Annotated in this window: 15 protein-coding genes; 11 read left to right on the forward strand and 4 right to left on the reverse strand. The window is 45.2% G+C overall.

The features are described 5' to 3' along the window. Positions 1-3: 3 nt before the first annotated feature. Complete coding sequence (locus NF543_RS16635) at positions 4-2,430, reverse strand: TonB-dependent receptor (protein ID WP_257669305.1); 2,427 nt, start codon at positions 2,428-2,430, stop codon at positions 4-6. Positions 2,431-2,537: 107 nt separating this feature from the next. On the opposite strand from NF543_RS16635, the gene NF543_RS16640 reads away from it, so the two are divergent. Beyond that, positions 2,538-3,548 (forward strand): helix-turn-helix transcriptional regulator, encoded by a 1,011-nt coding sequence (locus NF543_RS16640; protein ID WP_257669306.1) that lies wholly within the window; start codon positions 2,538-2,540, stop codon positions 3,546-3,548. 59 nt (positions 3,549-3,607) lie between these two features. Beyond that, positions 3,608-4,963: an MATE family efflux transporter gene (locus NF543_RS16645; RefSeq protein WP_257669307.1), complete on the forward strand. Its 1,356-nt coding sequence runs from the start codon at positions 3,608-3,610 to the stop codon at positions 4,961-4,963. A 105-nt stretch (positions 4,964-5,068) separates the two neighbouring features. Here the strand turns inward: NF543_RS16645 and NF543_RS16650 are convergent, their stop codons facing one another. The 3 genes from NF543_RS16650 to NF543_RS16660 form a co-directional block, all read right to left on the reverse strand. Then, positions 5,069-6,385, reverse strand: coding sequence for a dihydrolipoamide acetyltransferase family protein (locus NF543_RS16650; protein ID WP_257669308.1), 1,317 nt, complete (start codon positions 6,383-6,385; stop codon positions 5,069-5,071). Positions 6,386-6,581: 196 nt separating this feature from the next. Next, positions 6,582-7,841, reverse strand: coding sequence for a competence/damage-inducible protein A (locus tag NF543_RS16655; protein WP_257669309.1), 1,260 nt, complete (start codon positions 7,839-7,841; stop codon positions 6,582-6,584). A gap of 17 nt (positions 7,842-7,858) precedes the next feature. Beyond that, on the reverse strand, positions 7,859-10,540 hold the full coding sequence (locus NF543_RS16660; protein ID WP_257669310.1) for a putative LPS assembly protein LptD: 2,682 nt from the start codon (positions 10,538-10,540) through the stop codon (positions 7,859-7,861). 175 nt (positions 10,541-10,715) lie between these two features. Between NF543_RS16660 and NF543_RS16665 the strand changes: the two genes are divergently transcribed. The 9 genes from NF543_RS16665 to NF543_RS16705 all read left to right on the forward strand — a co-directional run bounded on the left by NF543_RS16665 (position 10,716) and on the right by NF543_RS16705 (position 22,185). After that, positions 10,716-11,564, forward strand: a complete 849-nt coding sequence (locus NF543_RS16665) for an N-acetylmuramoyl-L-alanine amidase family protein (RefSeq protein WP_257669311.1) — start codon at positions 10,716-10,718, stop codon at positions 11,562-11,564. Between the two features lie 47 nt (positions 11,565-11,611). Next, on the forward strand, positions 11,612-12,556 hold the full coding sequence (locus tag NF543_RS16670) for an MlaD family protein (protein ID WP_257669312.1): 945 nt from the start codon (positions 11,612-11,614) through the stop codon (positions 12,554-12,556). A 147-nt stretch (positions 12,557-12,703) separates the two neighbouring features. Continuing rightward, positions 12,704-13,246: a sigma-70 family RNA polymerase sigma factor gene (locus NF543_RS16675; protein WP_257669313.1), complete on the forward strand. Its 543-nt coding sequence runs from the start codon at positions 12,704-12,706 to the stop codon at positions 13,244-13,246. A gap of 136 nt (positions 13,247-13,382) precedes the next feature. Continuing rightward, positions 13,383-14,456 (forward strand): FecR family protein, encoded by a 1,074-nt coding sequence (locus NF543_RS16680; RefSeq protein ID WP_257957521.1) that lies wholly within the window; start codon positions 13,383-13,385, stop codon positions 14,454-14,456. A gap of 83 nt (positions 14,457-14,539) precedes the next feature. Then, on the forward strand, positions 14,540-17,656 hold the full coding sequence (locus tag NF543_RS16685; protein WP_257669315.1) for a SusC/RagA family TonB-linked outer membrane protein: 3,117 nt from the start codon (positions 14,540-14,542) through the stop codon (positions 17,654-17,656). A 19-nt stretch (positions 17,657-17,675) separates the two neighbouring features. Then, entirely contained in the window at positions 17,676-18,971 is a 1,296-nt protein-coding gene (locus NF543_RS16690) for a RagB/SusD family nutrient uptake outer membrane protein (RefSeq protein WP_257669316.1), read from the forward strand. A gap of 13 nt (positions 18,972-18,984) precedes the next feature. Further along, positions 18,985-19,911 carry a phosphodiester glycosidase family protein gene (locus tag NF543_RS16695; protein ID WP_257669317.1) on the forward strand — a complete coding sequence of 309 codons (927 nt, stop codon included), beginning with the start codon at positions 18,985-18,987 and terminating at the stop codon, positions 19,909-19,911. Positions 19,912-19,954: 43 nt separating this feature from the next. After that, the gene (locus NF543_RS16700; RefSeq protein WP_257669318.1) at positions 19,955-21,286 is read left to right on the forward strand and encodes an SMP-30/gluconolactonase/LRE family protein; all 1,332 of its coding nucleotides are present in this window, start codon (positions 19,955-19,957) and stop codon (positions 21,284-21,286) included. Between the two features lie 29 nt (positions 21,287-21,315). Then, entirely contained in the window at positions 21,316-22,185 is an 870-nt protein-coding gene (locus NF543_RS16705; protein WP_257669319.1) for an endonuclease/exonuclease/phosphatase family protein, read from the forward strand. Positions 22,186-22,238 lie beyond the last annotated feature (53 nt).

Raw genomic sequence — 22,238 nt, forward strand, 5'->3', positions numbered from 1 at the left:
TATTTAGAAGTTGTTAATGGTGTAATTAAGTTTCAAATAAAAAGCTCTTCCAGGTTTCTGTACACCGAAATTATCATAGACTTCTGCGTTAAATATGTTTTTGATATCCAGGCTGGCTATAACTTTGCGATTAGGGAAGATGTAACTTGCCCCTACATTTTGCGCGTATTGTGCGGGGGTAATAAACCAATCGGATACCGGCCATATGGTTCTGAACGGATGTACATAGCCTAATGTGTAAAATAAGTTTAACTCCGATGCCTGCTGAATGACGTCGTCAAGTCTGTAATGCGCGTTGCCATTGATGGTGAAAAATGGCTCATTGGGAATTTGTGTATTGTAATAGGTCATCCGTTGACCTGTGGCAGGGTCAAATTCCTGTTTAAATAACGAGTTGAATTTGGAGAAGTTGACCATAAGGGTCAGGTTATTCTGGTAGATATAAGATAGCTCGCCTTCGAAACCTAACGATTGGGCTAGACCAAGATTGATATATTGTGTCTCTTCTATTTCCTGATTGTTGAGCAGCTCATTGGTCCTTGGCATAATTCTGTCTTTTACATTACGCCAGAAGACATTGGTAGACAAGGATATTTTATGCTGGTCGAATTCGAACGTACCGACTCTAAAACCTGCATTATAGTTGTCGCTTCGCTCGGGCTTTAGCGCAGGACTGGCCAGCACGTTTTGATCTGGACTCCCGAATATTTCATTGTCTCCAGGCATGCGCACCGCACGTTCTGCTGAGGTGATGATGATCATGCGGGGGAATAGCGAATAAGACGCAGCAAAACCATAACCCGTGTTGGACCGGTTATCGTGCACAACATCTTTTATAATAACGACTTGACCATCAACCTGCGAGCCGTTGTAAGCGATACTCGTTAAAGACTGCTGATAAATCTTGGCAAATAAATTTGTCCGCAATCTATTATTGAAGGTTTGCGCTTCGTAATTGAATGAAAGGACATTTTTTGACAAGTCATTCGAGTTCTTTAACGCACCGTCTCCAAGGGGATTTAATAAGTCATCGTCTTGTCTATCAACCGTATAGTAGATGTGGTTTACGGATATCCGATGCCCTGCTACCATATCATAACTTACATTGGACCTGATATTCGTAATTTGCCTATCGATATCCATCATGGTCGGAGCCGACCCTTGTTGCGCGCCGCCTAATCTTCGTATCGGGTTACCATTGAGATCGACACGAATATTGCCATCCCAATTATAGGCCCATGGAACGGTGTCTTGGATATACGTATTCCGATTGCCATATACCCCATTAACAGTCAGATTTAGTCCCTGGGTTAATAGATCGTTCTTGGTGTAATGCAAGTTGAGTACATGACCTTGGGCTTCCGAAGTTCTGCCCATGTAAGGTGTGCCCATGGTTTGCCCATGCTGAATTTCCTTATAGGAGTCAGCGATGTTATACCCGACTAAAAAGGCATCTGCCCATTTGACGTCAGTAAAGCCGAGTTCAAATCTTCCTCCGAAGGTGGTATATCCATCAAAAAATCGCTTGGTTCGATAATTTCGGGTGACGATACCATTCGGTTCGATATACTTCGAAAATTTACCCCATTGCTCATAATCATTGTCGGTAGCCGTATAAAAACCTGATACTTTGGCGGTGAATCCATTTTTAGCGTTGCGGTAATTGGCACTTAAATCTGATTGTAAGGTATTGAACGATCCATAGGATACCGAAGCCGTCATGTTGTTGACCGTATTTCCTTTTTTCAATACGATATTAATCGCTCCGCCAAGTAAGTCTCCGGATAGATGCGCAGGCAAAACACCTTTATATACCTCTATCCGGTCGATCATTGCCGGAGGGATATTGTTTAGATTAAATGACGAACCATACGTTGAAATTTCTATCCCGTCGATAAAAATACCGACGGACCTTCCGGTCATCCCATTGAGGTTGTATTGTACTTCAGAACCCAAACCTCCACTTTGCCGGACCCTAACGCCTACCGTTCTGTCCAATAATTCATTCGTTTGAATATTTCGGAGAGCAGCTTCTTTCGTTTCGATAACATTTACGGCAAATCCCTGGGTTTCGATTTCACGCTTTTCCGAACTCCGTACGACGGATGCTTCGGTCAATTGTGTAGACTCATTTCCCTTCGCGATAATGTTTTTGCGTTGGCGGACTTCATTTAACGTGACCCGAGCTTCTACGGGCTGTATCTCTAATGAAGTGACGACCAACACATGGTCTCCGAATGGTATGGCGCTTAAGGAATAGCGACCGCGCTCGTCTGTCATTGTACCGATGTTGCCGGACTGTAAAATGACCGACGCCCCAACAACGGGTTGCCCTGAAGATAACGTTACTGTTCCCCAAAGTTCGCCGTTTTGGGCGAGCGTCGTCAACGTGGAAAGGAACAAAATGGTAATAGATGATAGTAGCTTCATTTATTTTTCATCCCATTATTTATATATAGTCTAAATAATGTAAATTTGGCGCAAATATAAGCGTACGCACAACTAGAATATTATAGTTAACGGAATACAAATTATAAATGGCGGAATTTTCGTTACAGTGTGATGAACTCACGCACGACCTATTAATAGATGGAGCTATCGATACAGTTGCACGGGGGGACGGTAAAGTTACGGTAAGTCGTTTCGGCGTTTTCGGCTATTATCATTTCAGCACTTCGCATCCTTCCGGTTGCCATTGGCGTGTTTTGGAGCAATCGAGACCGGAGATCCGCTTAATTTGCTTGTTACAGGGGCAAAATGCCCATGTGGGTTATGCAGGGAGTATGAGGGTGTTTTCGGTCGGAGAAAGCAATTGTTCATTCGTAAAGGCGGGTTGCACTCAGGATATTACCATCGATAGTGAAGGAGGATGTGAGCTGTTTATGCTTGTCGTAGGACTTTCTGATATTTCTTTGCCTATATCAGGAAGCCAACCACATCTCCGTGATTTCCTGGAAGGAAATAAGTGTGCCTGGCTACTGGATGTGTGTAATTCGCCGCTGGACATCCGACAGACTGCCGTAATCCAACAAATATTGCATGAGAAGAAACCAGCGTATCTACAATCTGCCTACATGCAATTGAAACTTGCTGAGTTGTTCGTTTTGTTTTTGGAACAGGCTGATAGGTTTGATAGCAAACAGGCGCTGGCGCGACTGCGGCCGGACGAGTTAGACCGCATCCGCAAAGTCGGAACTATGCTGCATGATCATCCGGCTGAGGCCTATTCACTTGTTGGGCTTGCTCACGCCGTGGGTACGAATGAGGCGAGCCTGAAGAAGAACTTCAAAGCGGTTTACGGAACAACGGTATTTGGTTACCTTACCGCATGTCGTATGGAGCGCGCCAAGATCTTGCTGGCCAATGGGCAATTGAAAGTGGCGGCGGTAGCGCAAGAAGTGGGGTATAAGTATGCATCTCATTTTTCGTCAGCTTTTCGGAAATATTTCGGGTACCTCCCCAACAAAGTAATACGGAGAATGATTTTCGCAGCCTCATTTATTATTGCTGACGAACTGGAATCGGTGTGTCTGTTATTGGCATTTTGATAAGAGGTAGAAGCTAAATTCTCGTACCTTTGCCGCTCCTGTATTAAAAAGCAAACAAGGTGCGTCGAGGATTCAGAGCATATAAACCCTATTATTGGAGTAGTTTGGTATTGGCTGGCCCGGTGGTTATTTCCCAGTTGGGACATACGCTGGTACATACGGCCGATAGTATCGTGGTAGGGCAGTTTGCAGGCACGATACCCCTTGCCGCCGTGTCGCTGGTACATAGCGTCTTCATGATTGTGCTAGTCATCGGATTGGGCATTGCCTATGGCCTCACACCATTGATTGCACAAGAAAACGGTAGAAAAAATTACGACGAATGCGGGGTGCTACTTTCCAATAGTTTATTGATTAATATCTTATCCGGTATCTTACTGTTTTGCCTCGTATATTTTGGGTCGATGGTGGTGATAGACCACCTTGGCCAAGACCCGGCAGTCGTGCGCGAAGCCAAACCTTACCTGTTTATCCTCAGTTTGTCGATCTTGCCCTTGATGGTGTTCAATGCCTTCAAACAGTTTGCGGAAGGACTTGGTTTTACTAAGCAGGCGATGAATATCACCATATGGGGTAATGTACTGAATGTGCTGTTGGCCATTGTCTTCGTGAAGGGGATGTTTGGCATAACCCCCATGGGGGTGAGCGGAGTGGGGTATAGTACCTTGATAGACCGTTGTTTGATGGCGGTAGTGATGGGGTTTTATGTGTTCCATTCCGTCAACTTCAAACGATACTTGCCGCGGTTCAATATCATGCGCATCGATACGAAACGGTGCTTGTCAATCTTGAAAATCGGAGCACCTGTAGCAATGCAGTATGTTTTTGAAATCGGTGCTTTTGCCGGGGCGGCCGTGATAGCGGGCACATTAGGTCCCAATGAACAAGCAGCTCATCAAGTGGCCATTACCTTGGCTGCCATGACCTATATGATGGCCAGTGGCATAGCTGCTGCTGCGACCATTAAAACAGGCAACAGCTTTGGGCAACGGAATTTTTTCCGTTTGAAGCGGTACGCGATTTCCAGTTACCATATCGTACTGGTTTTTATGGGAATATGTGCGCTGCTGTTTGCGCTATTGAATCAATATCTGCCATGGATTTTCACAAAGGATACCATAGTGATTGGTATTGCTGCTCAATTGCTAATCATTGCCGGGTTGTTCCAGCTTTTTGATGGCACCCAAGTAGTGGGCCTGGGTATATTGCGGGGAATGGGTGATGTAAACACGCCCACACTGATTACGTTTGTGGCTTATTGGGTAGTGGGGCTTCCTATAGCGTATTTATTGGGCATCGTGCTCCACTTCGGTGTGGAGGGGATATGGTATGGACTCACCTTGGGCCTGCTCACTTCTTCGGTATTGTTATATATGCGATACCGACGGGTGGTGGGTAAGTTGAGTGGCGTTTGAGCTGGTTTCACGCAAAGCTTGCAAAGATGGGCGCAAAGTTCGCGAAGAAATCCATACGCTTAGCGTTCTCTGCGTAAATTGCCTTGGCGTCCTTTGCGTGAAACACTAAATTTCTCGGTTCACGTCCCAATTTTCCAAATAATCGGCTACACGTTTCACAAACCGCCCGCCCAATGCACCATCCACCACACGGTGATCATACGACAAGGATAAGTACATCATATGCCGTATGCCGATCATGTCGCCGTATTCCGTTTCGATGACAGCTGGTTTCTTGGTGATGATGCCGACGGCCAATATAGCTACCTGGGGCTGGTTGATAATGGGGGTGCCCATGATATTGCCAAAAGCACCGATATTGGTGAGTGTGAAGGTGCCATCCTGTGTGTCGTCGGGCTTCAGCTTATTGGTTCGCGAACGGTTTGCTAAGTCGTTTACAGCTTTGCTCAGCCCAACGAGGCTCAACTGGTCGGCGTTCTTGATAACGGGTACAATAAGATTTCCGGAGGGTAGCGCCGCAGCCATACCGATGTTGATGCGCCGTTTTTTGATGATTTGTGTGCCATTTACCGAGACGTTGACCATGGGGAAATCCCGAAGGGCTTTGCTTACCGCTTCAACGAAAATGGGAGTAAAGGTGATTTTTTCGCCTTCCCGTTTTTCATAGGCAGCTTTTATCTTGTTACGCCAGTTGACCAAATTGGTCACGTCCGCTTCGACAAAGGAACATACATGCGGGGAAGTTTGTACGCTCATGACCATATGGTCGGCGATTAACCGACGCATGCGGTCCATTTCAATGAGTTCGTCGGTGGGCGATACGATTACAGAGGCGGGTGGGGGTGCGATAGGTTGTTCGGCTTTTTCCGCGGGTATACCTGTTGGCGTTTTTTCCGATGCCTCATCGCTGTTCTTTGCTCCTACATAATCAAGTATGTCCTGTTTTGTCACACGGCCTTCATTGCCGGTGCCAGTAATAGTGTCTAATTCTTCAGGTGTAATCCCCTCTTCTGCGGCGATGCTCTTGACCAGTGGAGAGTAAAAGCGCGAATCCTGGCTTTTGGGCTGTTGCGCTGGCTCAGGTTCGTCCAGTTGTTCTATACCCGGGATGTCGTCTGTAGCGGGTTCTCCGATTATGATCTCATCGGGTTGTTCAGTAGGTTCAATGTTATCCTCATCGCCCTCAATTTCAATGGTGGCGATGACTTCCCCAACTTGGGCGATGGTATCCACGTTTATGAGCTGCTCCTTGAGTATCCCTGAAACCGGAGAAGGGACATCGGAATCCACTTTGTCCGTGGCAATTTCCAACACCGGTTCATCCTCTTCAATGTGGTCGCCCGGTTGTTTCAACCATTTTACTATCGTTGCTTCTGATACGCTTTCGCCCATCCGGGGTAGTTGTAAGTTGTATGTCGCCATAACGATTATTCGTGCTATTATTGAAAAGGCCCAAGTTACATAAATAATTGATTAAAAATAAAAGAACAGAATTTTATTTTGCACAATGGTATTTTTACATAATTTAATAGTTGTTATTAACCTTCATATGCCTGCTCTTCGGTTTATTTATGATTAAACCGCTTGGGTTTGGGTACCAGCCCAAGTGAGGCAAAACCTATGAGGTTTTGAATGGGTTTTCGGCCATTAACATTTGCCAAAGCATGAATAGTGCAGCCATGGAGGTCCTTTCGATGTTGACGAGTCGGTCGTTGCCAAATTGATATTCCCGTGCAATCACACCTTTTTTGCCGGCCACTGCAATCCACACGAGGCCGACCGGTTTTTCGGGCGTACCACCGTCGGGTCCGGCTATACCGCTTACGGCAATGGCATAGTCTGTTTTGAAGTTTGCTTGAGCACCTAATGCCATTTCTCGCACGGTTTCCTCGCTTACAGCACCATGGCGCTCAAGGGTTTGTTGTTTGACATCGAGCAATTTTATTTTCATAGCATTGGAATAGGTAACGGCGCCGCCCTCAAACATGGAGCTGCTTCCCGGAAGGGAAGTGATGAGACGGGCAATGTTGCCTCCTGTGCAGCTCTCGGCTGTGGCAAGGAGCAAGCCTTTCTGATTCATTATGCGCTTGATTACGGATTCCAATGTGGTGTCTTCATCGGCTATGAAGTGACCATCTATACGTTCTTTAAATTGGGCAGCAATGGCTTGCGTTTCGCGCTTCAAGGTATCCAAGTTATCGCCAATAGCGGTAAGCCTCAACCGCACAACACCGGGCTTAGGCAGGTAGGCGAGATGTATATGCGGTGGCAATGCCGCCTCAATATCGGCAATTTGCTTGGCAAGGAAAGATTCACCGATGCCACCGGTCAATAGGGTATGGTGCCACATGGGAAGCCTTCCTTCGAATAGCCGAAGGCGCGGGAGTACCCGTTCTTGCATGATATGCTTCATCTCGAAAGGTACGCCGGGCATAATAATGTATGTCTTTCCCTTATGGGTGAGCCACATGCCGGGGGCAGTGCCCAGCTCATTGGACAATACTTCGCATTTGTCCAAGACATCGGCCTGCTGGCGATTCATTTCTAGCATGGGGCGGTTATAACGCCGGAAAATGGACTCGACATGGGCAAGCACGTTCGGATCGCGCCTGAAGCCGCAGTCAAAATAGGTGGCCATTGCCTGTTTACTCACGTCGTCTTTGGTAGGTCCTAATCCACCTGTGATCAAGATGATATCGGCCCTACCAGCAGCGAGTGTAAGCGCCACAATAATATCTGTCGGATGGTCTGCGACGGAGCTGACCTGTTTCACATGGATACCTTCGGCATTTAGTTGTTGAGCCATCCAGGCCGAGTTGGTATCTATAATCTGCCCGATGAGGATTTCGTCGCCTATGGTAATGATTTCAGCTAACATGGTTCTGATTTATGGTGTTAAAAGCCTCCGAAAGAATCGTTCCGTTTGGTCAACTTCAAATCTTGCAAGATAGAAGACTTGGCCCGAATGGTGACATTGTAGCTTTGGTATCGGCCGAATGGTACCCAGCCGAAAGACATGTCCCAGCAATGCAGATCGCGATAGATGCTGAAGCGGGTAAGGGAAATTTCTTTTTGCCTGAAGTCGTAACCCGAATTGAATTGCACCTTCCATTTGGGGGTGAGGCTGAAATCGCCGTGGACATTCAGCGTAGCAGTAACGTTACTGCGGTTGCCTGGATTTGAATACTGGAAACTAAACGAGCCGGCAAGGTTCCATGGGATATTGAAGTCGACAAAGGCATTGGGGTCTGAACTGATCCGCGATAGCGCCTGTTGCTGTTCCGGGGTCATGTTGGCCCGTTGGTTGTTTAAGGAATCCAATCCATTTTGTCGGCTTTCATTGGCCTCAGGATTGAAGCTATAATCAAAGGACAATCCAAAGTTGGTAAGCCGAGCAAGCTTGCCATCCTTGATGGCAAAACGGTTGACGCGCCTGCCAGTAGCCTGGTCAAAACTATACGGGTCGAAGGTGCCGTTGAAATTGAGGTTTATTTTTTGGTTGAAGATAGCGGTCCTACCCGAAAAATTGATGTTGGACAGGTTAAAAGAATCGGCAACGAAATTATAGTTGCCGCTGAATGTCAACCCCTGTAAAATGGGGACTTTCTTTATGCCGCCATCGGTGGTGTCCTTTTTGCTCAGGATTTTCGCCTCCAAGTTGTTATCGATGGAAAAGCCAATTCCCATGGATCTGCCGCGCCCCGGCCCGCCAAACATTCCGCCTTCGAAGATGGAGTATTGTGTCTCGTTGCCTTGCGCATCCCTGAACCTCCGGTAAAAACCATATAGCTCATCGGAAAAGTCAGGCCGATAATTGAGGTTTATGGAGGGGGTGATGACATGGCGCATCGCTTGCATTTTGCCTATTTTGGGGTACATCCCATAAATCTTGGTGGATAGGCCAGAAGATATGGAATAATCATAGGCCCTGTTGAATCCCGGAAGGGTATCCCGAACCTCTTCAAATCCACTCGGCGAATTCTCTAGGCGCTTTCGGATGCTTTGTAAATACCAGCGTTCGGTATAATTTACGCTGGTGTTGAACTGGAAAAACTTGAATGCATTCAGCGAAAGGTTAATGGGGATGTTGTGCTGGAAGCCGTTCTGGAATTTATCCAATGTCTCCCTGCTGAACAGACCGCTTTCTTGGGATGTGACCGAATTCCTGCCCTGCAAGGAATAACCCATGGTGATGCGTTGGTACCACTTTTGCTCACCGACACGATCCTTGGAATCAAATGGATTGAACGAAGACACATTCAGTGAAAACGTGGGCAATTCCAGAAATACTTCGCCTTTGGCCATGTCTTGCCGATGACTCAAGCTGGAGGTGAAGTTTACCTTCCCATCAGCAAATACCTTTCCATAGCTGATGCTGGATGACATGTTGTTGCGGGTCAGTTGATCGTAATCATAACTGGCACCTGCGGCGGTGTTTTGAAAGTAGGAACTTGTGCCGAAATTTACATTCGCGCTAAACGTGGTTCCGGGATTGGCTTCCTGCCGTTGGCTATGGTTCCAAGTAACGTTGAAATCTTGGTTGGCCCGATATTCCGGGGTACCCTCCACGCCGTTTCGGGTGTTGGCATACCGCATGTTGAATCCACCGTCAAACTTATAGTTGACTTTGTACCGGGTGAGTATAGATGCTTCATAAGAACCTTTTGAATACAGTGTGCCCCTGATTTCACTATCCCAATAGTCGTTGAAGGCCAGGTACCACCCGATATCCCGCATGAAAAAGCCTCTCGAAAATTCTTCGCCAAACGTAGGGAACAGAAAACCTGAGGAACGTTTGTCAGGCTTCGGGAAAAAACCAAATGGAATGGCAACAAATTTCAAGGGGACGCTTTCTATGACGAGATAGGAAGGGCCGGCGATGATTTGGTTTTCCGTAACGATGCCTTTACTGATTTGGATACCAAAGTGTGTATGCGGCTCTGGTAAATTGCAGGTGCTGTACATGCCACGATAGAGCGACATCTCGTTGTACCGATTTTTACGCACCCTACTCGCTTGAATGTATCCTCCTTCAACTTCGGTGAATATCCCATGTGTAATGCCGTTGCCTGTATCGAAATTATACCGGAGCGAATCCACAGCCTTTGGTGTTTCGTTGGGGAAGATGACAACGGGCCTTCCCCGGTATTTGTCGTTATGGTCATATAGCCCACTAGCAAATACTTCATTGGTGGTTTGGTTTACCCGAATATAGTCTGCCGCAAGCTCAAAGCCTTCATATTTGATTCGCGCCTCTTTATACAAATGCACGATATTGGTTTTCATCTCAGTGATCTGCGAATCCGCAGCAACTATGCTTACCATGGCTTTTAATCCATCGGGTGTTTCCTCTCCTCGCTGGGTGGTATCTTGTTTGCCGCCAAGGGAATCAACTACCAAGGTGTCTGTCAATGCGTTGCGCGTTGTATCGGATAGGGGAGGCCGTTGCCGCAGGGAGTCAACCCTGATACTATTCCTTCGGGAATTTTTCTGTGCATATACGGATACGACCGAAAATACCGTTAAGAATAATAAAATACACGAAAAAAAAACGGCAATTGACTTCAAATTTGACAATGAATAGTATTTTTGCAATAAATTGGAATTGCGCACAAAATTAATTAAAAATAGTCAGGATTTTGGTGTTTTCAAATATATTCGCATAGTGGTTGGATCTTTGTAGATAACGAGTATAATCCTAGAAATGCGACAACGTGATTTATGAATGAAAACCAAACCTCAATACATCGATATGATTAACAAACAATTTACGCAGTACACGCTATACTTCCTGCTCCTATTCATATCTATACCAACGGTTACTTTTGCAAATAAGTATAGGGATTCCATCTATACCATAAAGACCATTGTACTGGATGCTGGACATGGGGGCGACAAACCCGGCACCAAAGGAGCAACATCATTAGAAAAAGACGTCGTCCTACAGGTAACACTAAAATTAGGCAAGGCGATTGAGGCTGCAATTCCAGGGGTAAAAGTATATTATACGCGCACCACCGATGTGGATGTGGATTTATATAAGCGCATTGAATTTGCCAATGCGAAGAAAGCGGATATTTTTATGTCCATCCATTGTAATGCGACTCCGGCTCGTAGGGTAAGGAGACGGAATAGCAAGGGTAAATATTATAACACAACTGTACAAGATAAAAGTGTGAGGGGTACAGAGACATTTGTATCGGGATTCAGCAGGTTGGGAGAGCAAGATGCGGCGCTGCGGGAGAATGCGGATATCCTGCTGGAGGAGAATTATGAAGAGAATTACGGGGGCTTTGATCCCAATGACCCTGAAAGCTATATTGTTTTTTCCTTGATGAAGAACCAGTTCAGGGAACAGAGTATCAAATTAGCATCCGCTATCCAAAATGAATACGTTAGATCAGGAAGGGGTGATAGGGGAGTGCAGGAATTGAGTTTAGCGGTACTTGCCCGTGCGGGCATGCCCGCTATCCTTACAGAGATTGGCTTCTTGAGCAACCCTAATGAGGAGACTTACATGAAATCAGAAAAAGGGCAGGCCGAAATCGTGAAGAATCTGCTTGATGCTGTCAAGGCATACAAAAGGCAGGTCGAGCGCTAGGTTTTCAGTTTGCCAAAAAACAGTATCTTTACAAAGAAACGAGATAAATGAAGATAGCAAATGAAACCAAGGTGGGGATATTGGCTGTAGTGGCCATTGCCATCTTGATTATTGGATATAGTTTCCTAAGGGGGAATGATGTATTTAGCAGTGAAAATACATTTTATGCTACCTATGAACGGGTAGATGGGCTGACACCCTCCAAACCCATTCTTGTCAACGGATATCAAATTGGCCGTGTATCAGAAATGCAACTGCAACCCGATGGTAAGATTAAGGTGGAATTCAAGGTAAAGCAGAACTATGCCATTCCGGCCAACACACTTGCCCGTCTGACAAGTACGGATTTATTAGGGGGGAAGGCCATCGTCTTCGAATTGGGCGATAGCCCCGAATATGCTAAGGATGGTGATGAATTGGAGGCTGATATACAGAAAAACATCATGGAGCAGGTAGAGCCTATCCAAAGGAAAGCTGCAGATATCGCTGCCGCATTAGACTCGGTGCTGAGTGCCGTCAATAATACTATTAATGCGGATTTTCAACGTAATTTTAACCGGAGTATTAACAGCATAGCCAATTCACTCCAAAACCTGGAGGGGATTACCCAGCAATTGGATGGTTTGGTAGTCTCTGAACGGAATCGCATTAGCCATATCGTTGGCAATGTGGAGTCTATCACCGGCAATTTGAAGAATAACAATGAACGGATCGGTCAAGTATTGATCAATTTGGATGAAATAACAGATCAAATGGCCAAAGCCAATTTTGCGGAAACCATCACCAGCGCTAATAAAGCGATGGCCGATTTCCAGTCTATTACTGACCGTATAAACCAAGGCCAAGGCTCCATCGGTATGTTGTTGAATGACGAAAAATTATATGACAACCTCAATCAAGCCTCCCAAAATCTTGAAGAACTCATCGCAGATATGAAAGCCAGACCGGGACGATACGTGCATTTTTCGGTGTTCGGCCGTAAGAAGGATTAAAAGCCAAAAATTAAGCTGCAGATAAATTATAAATCAAATCTGATGCATGTTGCATCCCAATCTTATGGCTTAACATTTTCTTGATGAAAAGGTAATAAGTGCGACACTGGGTGTTTTGTAATATTTCGAATATTTGCACTGCGGAATATGGAGGATATCATAGCAATACGGAATGGCTGTGTGGATTCTTTTGAGCAGGCATACCACATATGGCATGCTAAGCTTTATACATTCATACTAAAAAAATGCAGGTCGGAAGACCTTGCAGAAGAAGTGGTGCAGCAAACCTTTGTACGCTTATGGGAAAAGCGCCATTTGCTTTCCACCGAATATACGTTAGCTATCCAACTATTCAGAGTGGCTAGGACGATATTAATTGACGAACTCCGTAAGGCCGCCCACGCCCGTAAATATAGGGAACAGCAGGTGGAGCTCCACATTAGCCCGGGAGCCGAACAGCAACTGTACCACCAAGAAACACTCACCCGCATCCATGCTGCCATCGACCAAATGCCTGCTGTCCGCAAAAAAGTATTTACGATGAGTAGGTTCCAGCATTTCACCTACGCCCAAATCGCAGCTAAACTTGCCATATCCCCAAAAACTGTCGAAAACCATATTGCGCTCGCACTGAAATACCTAAAGAAATCACTGCTGTTGCTTGTCAGCTATTGGTTTCCTTTTATGTGAGTGGCTGGTATACCAGCCGCCAAGCCTGTCTTTTTGCGTCTTAGCGACGTACCCCCCCTTTGCCTGTCCCACTATTTTTTTTACATTCGCTTAGGGGTATGGAGCTCCTTAAACGTATTACCTATAACTAACAATGATGGAAGCGTCCCTAATACAAAAGTTTTTGCGGAATGAATGCACAGCTGAAGAGGCCGATCGCGTAGCCAATTACCTCATGGAGCATCCTGAAGCATTGAAATCGATATTGCCAGAAACGGAATGGGAATCGTTTGCGCGGGAAAAAAGTCTGCATCCTGAACAAGAAAAACCAGCGATTCTGGCACGTATACGTCAGCAAACAGGGATTGAAAGCCGTCCTGCAGTGAGGTTGTGGCGTATAGCGGCCGTGGCGGCATCTGTACTTATGCTCGCCTCTATCGGGCTATGGGTATATTATGTAAGTACGGGGAACTCAGGAAAACAGCATAACGAACAACAAATCGTTGAGAAGATGCCGATAACCCGGGAGAATCTAAGCGATAAGATGATAGAAATCCATACGGAGGATGGTTCGGTGATTACGTTATATCCAGCAAGCGAGTTGGCCTATATGGAAGGGGAAAGCGACCATAGGGATTTTTACCTCAAGGGCGCGGCGCGGTTTGCTGTCGCAAAAGATAAAAACAGGCCGTTCACGGTATACGCAGGTGGCTTGGCTACCACAGCTTTGGGTACCGAGTTCCTTGTCTCTGCCTACACGGACGATGACGAGACAGCCGTGGAATTGATCAGCGGTAAAGTGGTAGTTAGTCCCGATGAAACCACATTGCGTCATGGGATGAAGGAAGTTTACCTCACACCGGGGGATAAAGTGAGTTTGGATCGCAAGACATGGGTGGCAACGGTACTGCCCAAATCCAAACAGGGTGACCAGCCAAAGGCTCAACAACCTCCGTCGCAGGCCGTGGAGAAACTGGGTACTACGTTGTTTACCGATTCTTCGGTGGTCTTCACCAACCAACCACTTGAGATGCTGTTTGCGGATCTGGAGATTTATTTCAAAACCTCCATCCAGTGCAGCCCTCAAGTAGTCAAAGACATGTACTTTACAGGATCCCTTAAACTGGATAGAAGCTCCGAACAACAGACATTAGAAGAAATTATGCATACTGTGACGACCTTAAATGGGTTGAAAATTGAAAAAACCGATGTGGGATATCTAATTAAGTAAACAACATAACATATTGAAAATAAAATTTTTATACTACACTTTTAAGGTGTGGAGGGAAGGGTATTGCTTAAAACTTAATAAATATGAATGAAAATAGACTACGAGGAATTATCAAAGCAAGGCGACTTCATCTATGGTTGCCTTATGTGTGCTTAATGATGGTGTTTGTGCAAGCGCGAGCTCAAACGGGTGCTATGGTGACAGGTATCGTTAGGGATGTAGAAGGACGTCCGCTCAATGGAGTATCCGTCAGTTTGGAGAGTAGCACGCTTGGGGTGAAGCGCAACACCAGTACGGACAGCAACGGTATATTTACGTTCAGCCAGATCCAACCTGGAGACGGGTATGAACTGAAGTTTTCATCCATTGGTTTTAAACCCAAGGTGCTGGATGGTTATCGTATAGGTAACAATGACAAGTTGTCTTTGGTTATCGAATTGGAGGAAGCCTTAGGCGAACTCGATGAAGTGGTGGTAGTTGGGTATGGAACGCAAAGAAAAGGTGACGTTACTGCGGCCATCGGTACATTCAGGCCAACCGAGGAAAATTCCAGACCCGTATTGGGCCCCGAACAGATGCTCCAGGGTAAGGTGGCTGGTGTGAATGTTTCTGGCGGATCCGGTGCGCCTGGTACGCAAAACCGGGTAAGTGTACGAGGGATTGGTTCGTTGAGTGCTAATAACGAACCATTATATGTAATCGATGGCATACCGGTGCTAAGACACAATGCGGCCTTATTGAATATGGGAGAAAACATGAATCCCTTGGCACTCCTAAACCCGAATGATATTGAATCCCTTGAAGTGCTGAAAGATGCCGCCGCAGCAGCCATTTATGGCTCTAGGGCCACCAACGGTGTTATTATTATTACCACCAAATCAGGTAAAGTGGGTCGTACAGCCGTCCACGTTAATTATTACCAAGGTATGCAGGATGTGTCCGATTCACGGCAAATTAAGATGGCCGGCTCCGACCTATATATCGAGGTTATTAATGAAGCGATAGATAATTACAATGTGCAGTTTGGCCACAATCCAGGCGATGCCAACTATATGGAAAGAAAGATGAACCCTTATCCGGGCATGGGCGACACCGATTGGTTTAAAGCGGTTACTCGCACAGCTGGCGTAAAAAATGCCAATCTTTCCTTCTCGAGCGGCACCGAAAAGACCCAGATTTTTATGTCTGGTGGATATATGGATCAAGAAGGTGTCATCAAAACCAACCGCTTTCAAAAAGTAACTTCCAAATTGAATTTGTCACATAGCCTGTATGACTGGTTGGCTATTGGAACAAATTCCAACATAAGCTATTCCAGAAATTATAGGGTTCCGGGATCCAATTCTGGCGCCACAATTATGGGAAGGGCCATTTCTCAGCGCCCATATGACCGTATTTATAAGCCGGATGGTTCTTACTATAAAGGTGGAACGGACGACTTATTGAGGCATAACCCCATTCAAGTATTGAATGAAGGAAACGCCTACTTGGACAATTATCGTTACTTGGGTAATATCCACGCTACCGCAAAACTTCATCGCGATATTGAATTTAAAAGTATGGTTGGGCTTGATGCCATTTATACGAAGGATCTCATCCATTATTACGATACCCATCCGTATGGTGTCGGTATGGGCAGAATGTTTGATAACCGCCGCTTGATTACCAATCTGCTGCTGGAGAACACATTGAATTATAAAAAGAGTTTTGATAAATTGCATTTTACTGTACTAATGGGACATTCGTTCCAGAAAGTGACTAGTTCTTCGGCAGCTATTGATGGACAAGGGTTCCCTTCTTCATCTTTCGAAGTATTATCTGTAGCAGCAGAGATTAATGATGCAGGTACTTCGCTATCGGATAATGCCCTGGAATCATATTTTGCCAGGACCAGCTTTTCATATAATAATAAATACTTACTGAATCTCTCTTTCAGAGCTGATGGCTCATCAAAGTTCAGTCCTGACAATAGATGGAGCTATTTTCCATCCGTATCTGCCGGATGGAATATTTCCGAAGAAGATTTTTGGAACAAGGATCACGGTACTGATTTAAAATTGCGAACAAGCTATGGTGCCACAGGCAATCAAGAGGGGATTAGCAGTTATGCCTACCATGCCCAAATGAGTGGAGGAAGAAACTACAATAACCAAAGTGGCATCGGCGTGAGTGATCTTGGCAATAATACCTTGACTTGGGAGACTGCGACACAATTTGATGCGGGTATGGATCTAAGCCTTTTTAAGGGAAGATTAGGTTTCATTGCCGATTATTTTATCAAAAATACGGGCAATCTACTTTATAGTAGACCGTTACATGCCACCACAGGATTCACTAGCATTGTCAGCAATATCGGCTCCATGCGCAATACCGGTTGGGAGTTTACACTGGATGGTAACTTGGATATCGGCAAAGTGAATTGGTCTTCCGATTTCAACATTTCATTTGTCAAGAATAAGCTTACCTCACTTATCGGTGATGAGGCGCTGTTGATTGGATCCAACAGAACATTGCAAGTGGGGCATGAAGTAGGGAGTCATTATGTATACCGGGTGTTGGGGATATACCAACATGATGAGGAAGTCCCTGAGTCCTTATATAACAACAGTAATGTACGAGCAGGCGATCTTATCTATGAAGATATCAATAATGATGGGGTCATCGACGTAAATGACCGGCAGGTAGTAGGATCGATCAATCCGAAGTTTTACGGTGGATGGAACCATACCTTGCGCTATAATAATTTTGATTTAAGTGCATTTTTTACCTATAGCTATGGAAATGATGTCTATTTCTCCTATCGCACTTTTATCGAACGGTTAGGCAATGGCTTTTTTGGTTTCACTGAGGCTTCGGCGGAAAACAGGTGGGTTGGTGCCGGAACAAGCAACACTGTGCCCAGAGCAATATATGGATCCCCTTGGAACACACAAAATTCCACACGTTTTCTAGAGGATGGATCCTTCATTAGGTTGCGTTCCTTGATCTTGGGGTATACACTGCCGACCGCGTTGACCAGTAAAATCAAGGTAAAGCACCTCAGGCTCTATGCTCAGGCCGACAACCTATTCTTATGGACGAAATATTCAGGAATGGATCCAGAAGTGACAAGCGATTTCGATCCACGGTTTCTAGGGGAGGACAATCTTATTTTGCCACAACCTCGAATCTTTAATTTTGGGATTAATCTTCAGTTTTAATCAATAAAAAGGTAAGACCATGTATAACCAGATGAAATATTTTTTGTGGATAACCCTAGGGGTAATGCTCTTGCCATCTTGTGGCAAGCAACTTGATTTATACCCCTATTCATCAGTAACTCCGGGGAATGTAACGGAAAGCGATTTGGAGCCGCTAATAAATGGCTTATACAATGTAGTGCAGAATAGGCCGGGAAGAGAATCATATGTGATGTTTGATCTTGTGGGGGGTAATATGATCAATGCCGCCGGAGGCAATCAACTTGTCTTCATCAACAACATCTTACGCCCTGAACAAGGTTTGATGTCAACGGCTTGGAATGGTTACTACGCCGCATTGTATCAGGTGAATAATGCCATGGAGTCCGTGGAACCGCTACCCGATTCTGAGAAAAAACGCCGCCTGCTTGGAACGGCCCATTTCTTTCGGGCTTTGATTTATTATAATTTGGTAACCCGCTGGGGTGGGGTGCCTATATTGCGGGTAAAAACGGAGGATAAGCTGCCTCGGGATACCGAAGCAGCAGTATGGGCGTTCATTGAAGAGGACCTAACCGCAGCAATACCATCATTACCTTCATTTGCCACCGGGCTCAATGGCAACTATTTCTACCTTTCGCAGGAAGCTGCACAGGCGTTGATGGCAAGGGTAAAATTAATGACGGGTAAAACGGAAGAAGCAGCGATTTGGGCGGAAGCGATAATTACATCCAACCAGTTTCAGTTGGATGATTTTTCACGCATGTTCCGTGGACAAGATAATAATGAGGTGATATTCTCCTTCGTAAACCTGAATGTTGAATCCAGTGTCAACCTGAGTACCATGTTTTATACCTATGCGCATCCGGTAGGAGGATCTTATGTCTATAAACCGAATGATGAGGTATTGGTATTATACGGAGAGGATGACAAGAGAAAAGCCATTTCGATCGATACCTATGAGGGGCTCGATGTTGTGAATAAATATTCCAGTGGCCAAGCTGGTACGGATCCGATTATTGTCATCCGTTTGGCTGAGATATATCTAATCAGTGCTGAAGCTCAGGGCATGGCGGGATTGCCCCGTTTAAATGGATTGCGGCATGCACGCAATTTGCCACCTATAGCACCTGCCAATGAAACGGAATATGAGTCCGCGGTGACGTTGGAAAGGCGAAGAGAGCTGTTTGCGGAAGGATTTCGATACTATGATTTGGTAAGGAGGGGGGAAGCCGTGGAAACGTTGGGGATAGATCCCTCCAGACAAAAGTTCCCAATTCCTGAAAATGAACTGATTTTAAACGAATTAATGACGCAAAATGATGGATATAATTAAAAAAGGTTGTATGATGAACACAAGATGTTTTGGCCTCATCCTACTGTTGTTCATTGGCAATGGCATCAGTATTACATTTTCATCCTGTACAAAACAGGATCCTGTAGTTGATGGCGGACAGGTAGAATTAACTCCCCTTACTCAGATATTGGTAGACAGTACGGGGTTAATTAGTAGGGTATTTAGTGATTCTACTTTTGTCGTGGCGCCGGGTGTGGAAGAAACTGATATTCACTACCTCTCCATGAATGGGTATACCATGCGCGCATTTATATTGAAAATTGATCTAAACACAGAAGGCGTCTCCTGTGTGCCACTCACACCATATGGGTCGGTATCTTATGGCATGCAAACCATCCCCGATATGTTACAATATGTCATTTCCCCAACGGGCAGCGTACCCGTAGCTGGTATTAATGCCGATTTTTACAACATGAGTACAGGTGAACCTAGGAGTATTGTACAACTGGATGGGGTGCCAATAAGGACCGTGATACCGGAGGGAAGGAGTTTCTTTGGTTTTCTGGAAAACGGGGACCCCATTATCGGTGGCCCTCAACAGTATCTTGCTTTTGCCGATCAAATTACAAACGCTTTGGGCGGCCATCATCGCTTGATTGATCATGGCCAAATTGTTTCCCAAACGGATCTTTCCATTGAGCCACGGACAGCTGTGGGTTTCACAGCTGATGAAACGCTGTATTTCATCGTAGTGGATGGGCGTAGGTTTGATTATTCCAACGGGATCACATTGCTTGACCTAGCCATTTTCATGAACGCCTTGGGTGCAAAGGAATCAATTAATCTCGACGGCGGGGGATCATCTACTTTTGTTATCAGGCATCCGATGGCGGATGTTTGGCATGTACGTAACCGTCCATCGGATGGTGCACCTCGTAGCGTGGCAAATGGTTGGGCTATTTTGGCTGAAGAGCAATAATGCAACATGTCATCCTAAATATTTAGCTATAAACTGATTCGAAATGAAGATAATGAATGTTTTTTTAGGGGTAGTCATCATATGTGCAATCAACATATGTATGCTTTCTTGCAAGAAGGAGACTACTTCCAGCCAGGAAAGTAAAGAGCCAGTAATTGTTTCTTTCTGGCCTCAAAGTGGATATGGCAATGAAGTCGTTAGCATCTTGGGTCGTCAATTCGGCAATGACAGATCGGCTTTGAGCGTAACCTTCAGTGATCGTGAAGCGGTCATTCTGGAATCATCAACCGATGAGGTCAAAGTAGCTGTACCGGTTAATGGAACAAGCGGGTTGGTGCAATTGCGGGTTGGAGATCGTGTATTTGATGTGGGGACATTTAATTATACCGAACCGGTTAATATTTATAAGGTGATTACCTATACCGGAAGCGGTATGACGGGGAAAAGTGATGGCCCATTGCTTCAGGCTACCTTTCATAATCCGGAAGGGGTGACGCTTGATGGTGCCGGCAATCTGTATGTGACGGATAGAAATAACAATGCCATCCGCAAAGTGGGGACAGATGGTATGGTCACCACGCTATTGGGTGGCACGGACGGTTTTGTTGACGGTCCTTTGGAAATTGCCAAATTGGATTATCCATGGAAATCTGCTGTGGATGAAACAGGCAACATTTATATTGCTGATCGCGATAATCACAGTATCAGAAAGATAAGCATTGATGGCATGGTAAGTACCTTGGCGGGAACCGGACAGGCTGGATTTGTAGATGGTCCAGGTGAAATTGCCCGGTTTAACCAACCCATCGATGTGGCTGTCGACCTTTCGGGTAATGTTTATGTAGCAGACAATAATAATCATCGAATACGTAAAATAGATCCTAACGGGATGGTAAGTACCGTCGCAGGGGATGGTACAGCTGGCTTTTCCGATGGAATGGCTACAAGTTCCCGGGTGAGGAACCCTTCGGGAATCGAAACGGACGAAGCGGGGAATGTATACATTGCCGATCGAAATAACCACCGTATTCGCAAGTTATCTGTTGATGGCCATTTGAGTACCATCAGTGGATTGGGAACAGCCGGAGCCGTGGATGGATCCTTAGCCCAGGCTTCTTTTAGTCAACCTTATGGTATTGCCTTGGATAATGATGGGAAACTTTATGTGGCGGATTTGGGAAGCAACAAAGTACGTTTGATAAATATCGGATCGGAAACCGTGTTAACAATTGCTGGTTCTGCCGCTGGTTTTGCAGATGGCATTGGAGCTGCTGCAAGATTCAGTCAACCTACCGATATTGCGGTCGATGATGAAGGTAATATCTATGTTGCCGATCTTGGTAATGCAAGAATAAGGATGATTTTTGTCGATTGAAATGCAAGTTACGTGTTAAAATCAATATTATGATACCATTGAGAGCAACGATTACGTTTTTTTTTACCACCATGATCGGTACATGTTCCATTTATGCGCAGGGTAATTTCAAGGTGCTGTCATACAACGTCTTGAAAGGATTGCAGCAAGATACAGTAATCCATAAGGAGTATGTTGATTGGGTTAAGGAAATCGATCCCGATCTAATTGCATATCAGGAAATGAACGGCTTTACCCAAGAAAGCATCGAAGAATTTGCAAGTAAATACGGACATCCCTACGCGGTAACATCAAAGGTTGATGGTTTTCCCGTAGCACTATCTTCAAAGCACCCTATCGTCAAAGTGGAAAAGGTGGTAGCCAATATGTGGCATGCATACCTCTATGCAAACATCAACGACGTTCATGTCTTTGTCGTGCATTTTTCGCCATTCAGCTATGTGAAGCGTCAATTTGAGATGAAAGAAATCATGGCACGTGCAGCCTTAATACCTTCGCATGAAAAGATTATTATCATGGGCGATTTCAATTCCCTTTCCTCAAAAGACTCAATAACCTACAACCAAAACTTACAGGCTTGGTTAGAACAATTAAAAACCAGAGAGGTCCAACATGACCATATCCGAAACCTGAACGACAATAAACTGGACTACTCGGTAATGGAGATTGCGGAGGATATGGGATATCATGATTTGATGCACCAGCATACTGGCATATTTAAGCATAGTATTCCCACTGAAAGGTATGCAACCCCCACTTCAGTAAGAAACCGTATAGACTATATACTGGCTAATTCCGCATTAGCTGATCAACTCAAGTCGATTGATATTATACACGATGAGGCAACCCATCATATGTCAGACCATTATCCTGTGCTTGCTATTTTCGATCTACAATAAAATAGGACCGTAAGTTCAATTAAGAAATGCAACAAAAGTTAATTAACAATACC

The sequence above is a fragment of the Parapedobacter tibetensis genome (assembly GCF_024704835.1).
In the GTDB taxonomy this organism is placed as follows: Bacteria; Bacteroidota; Bacteroidia; order Sphingobacteriales; family Sphingobacteriaceae; genus Parapedobacter; species Parapedobacter tibetensis.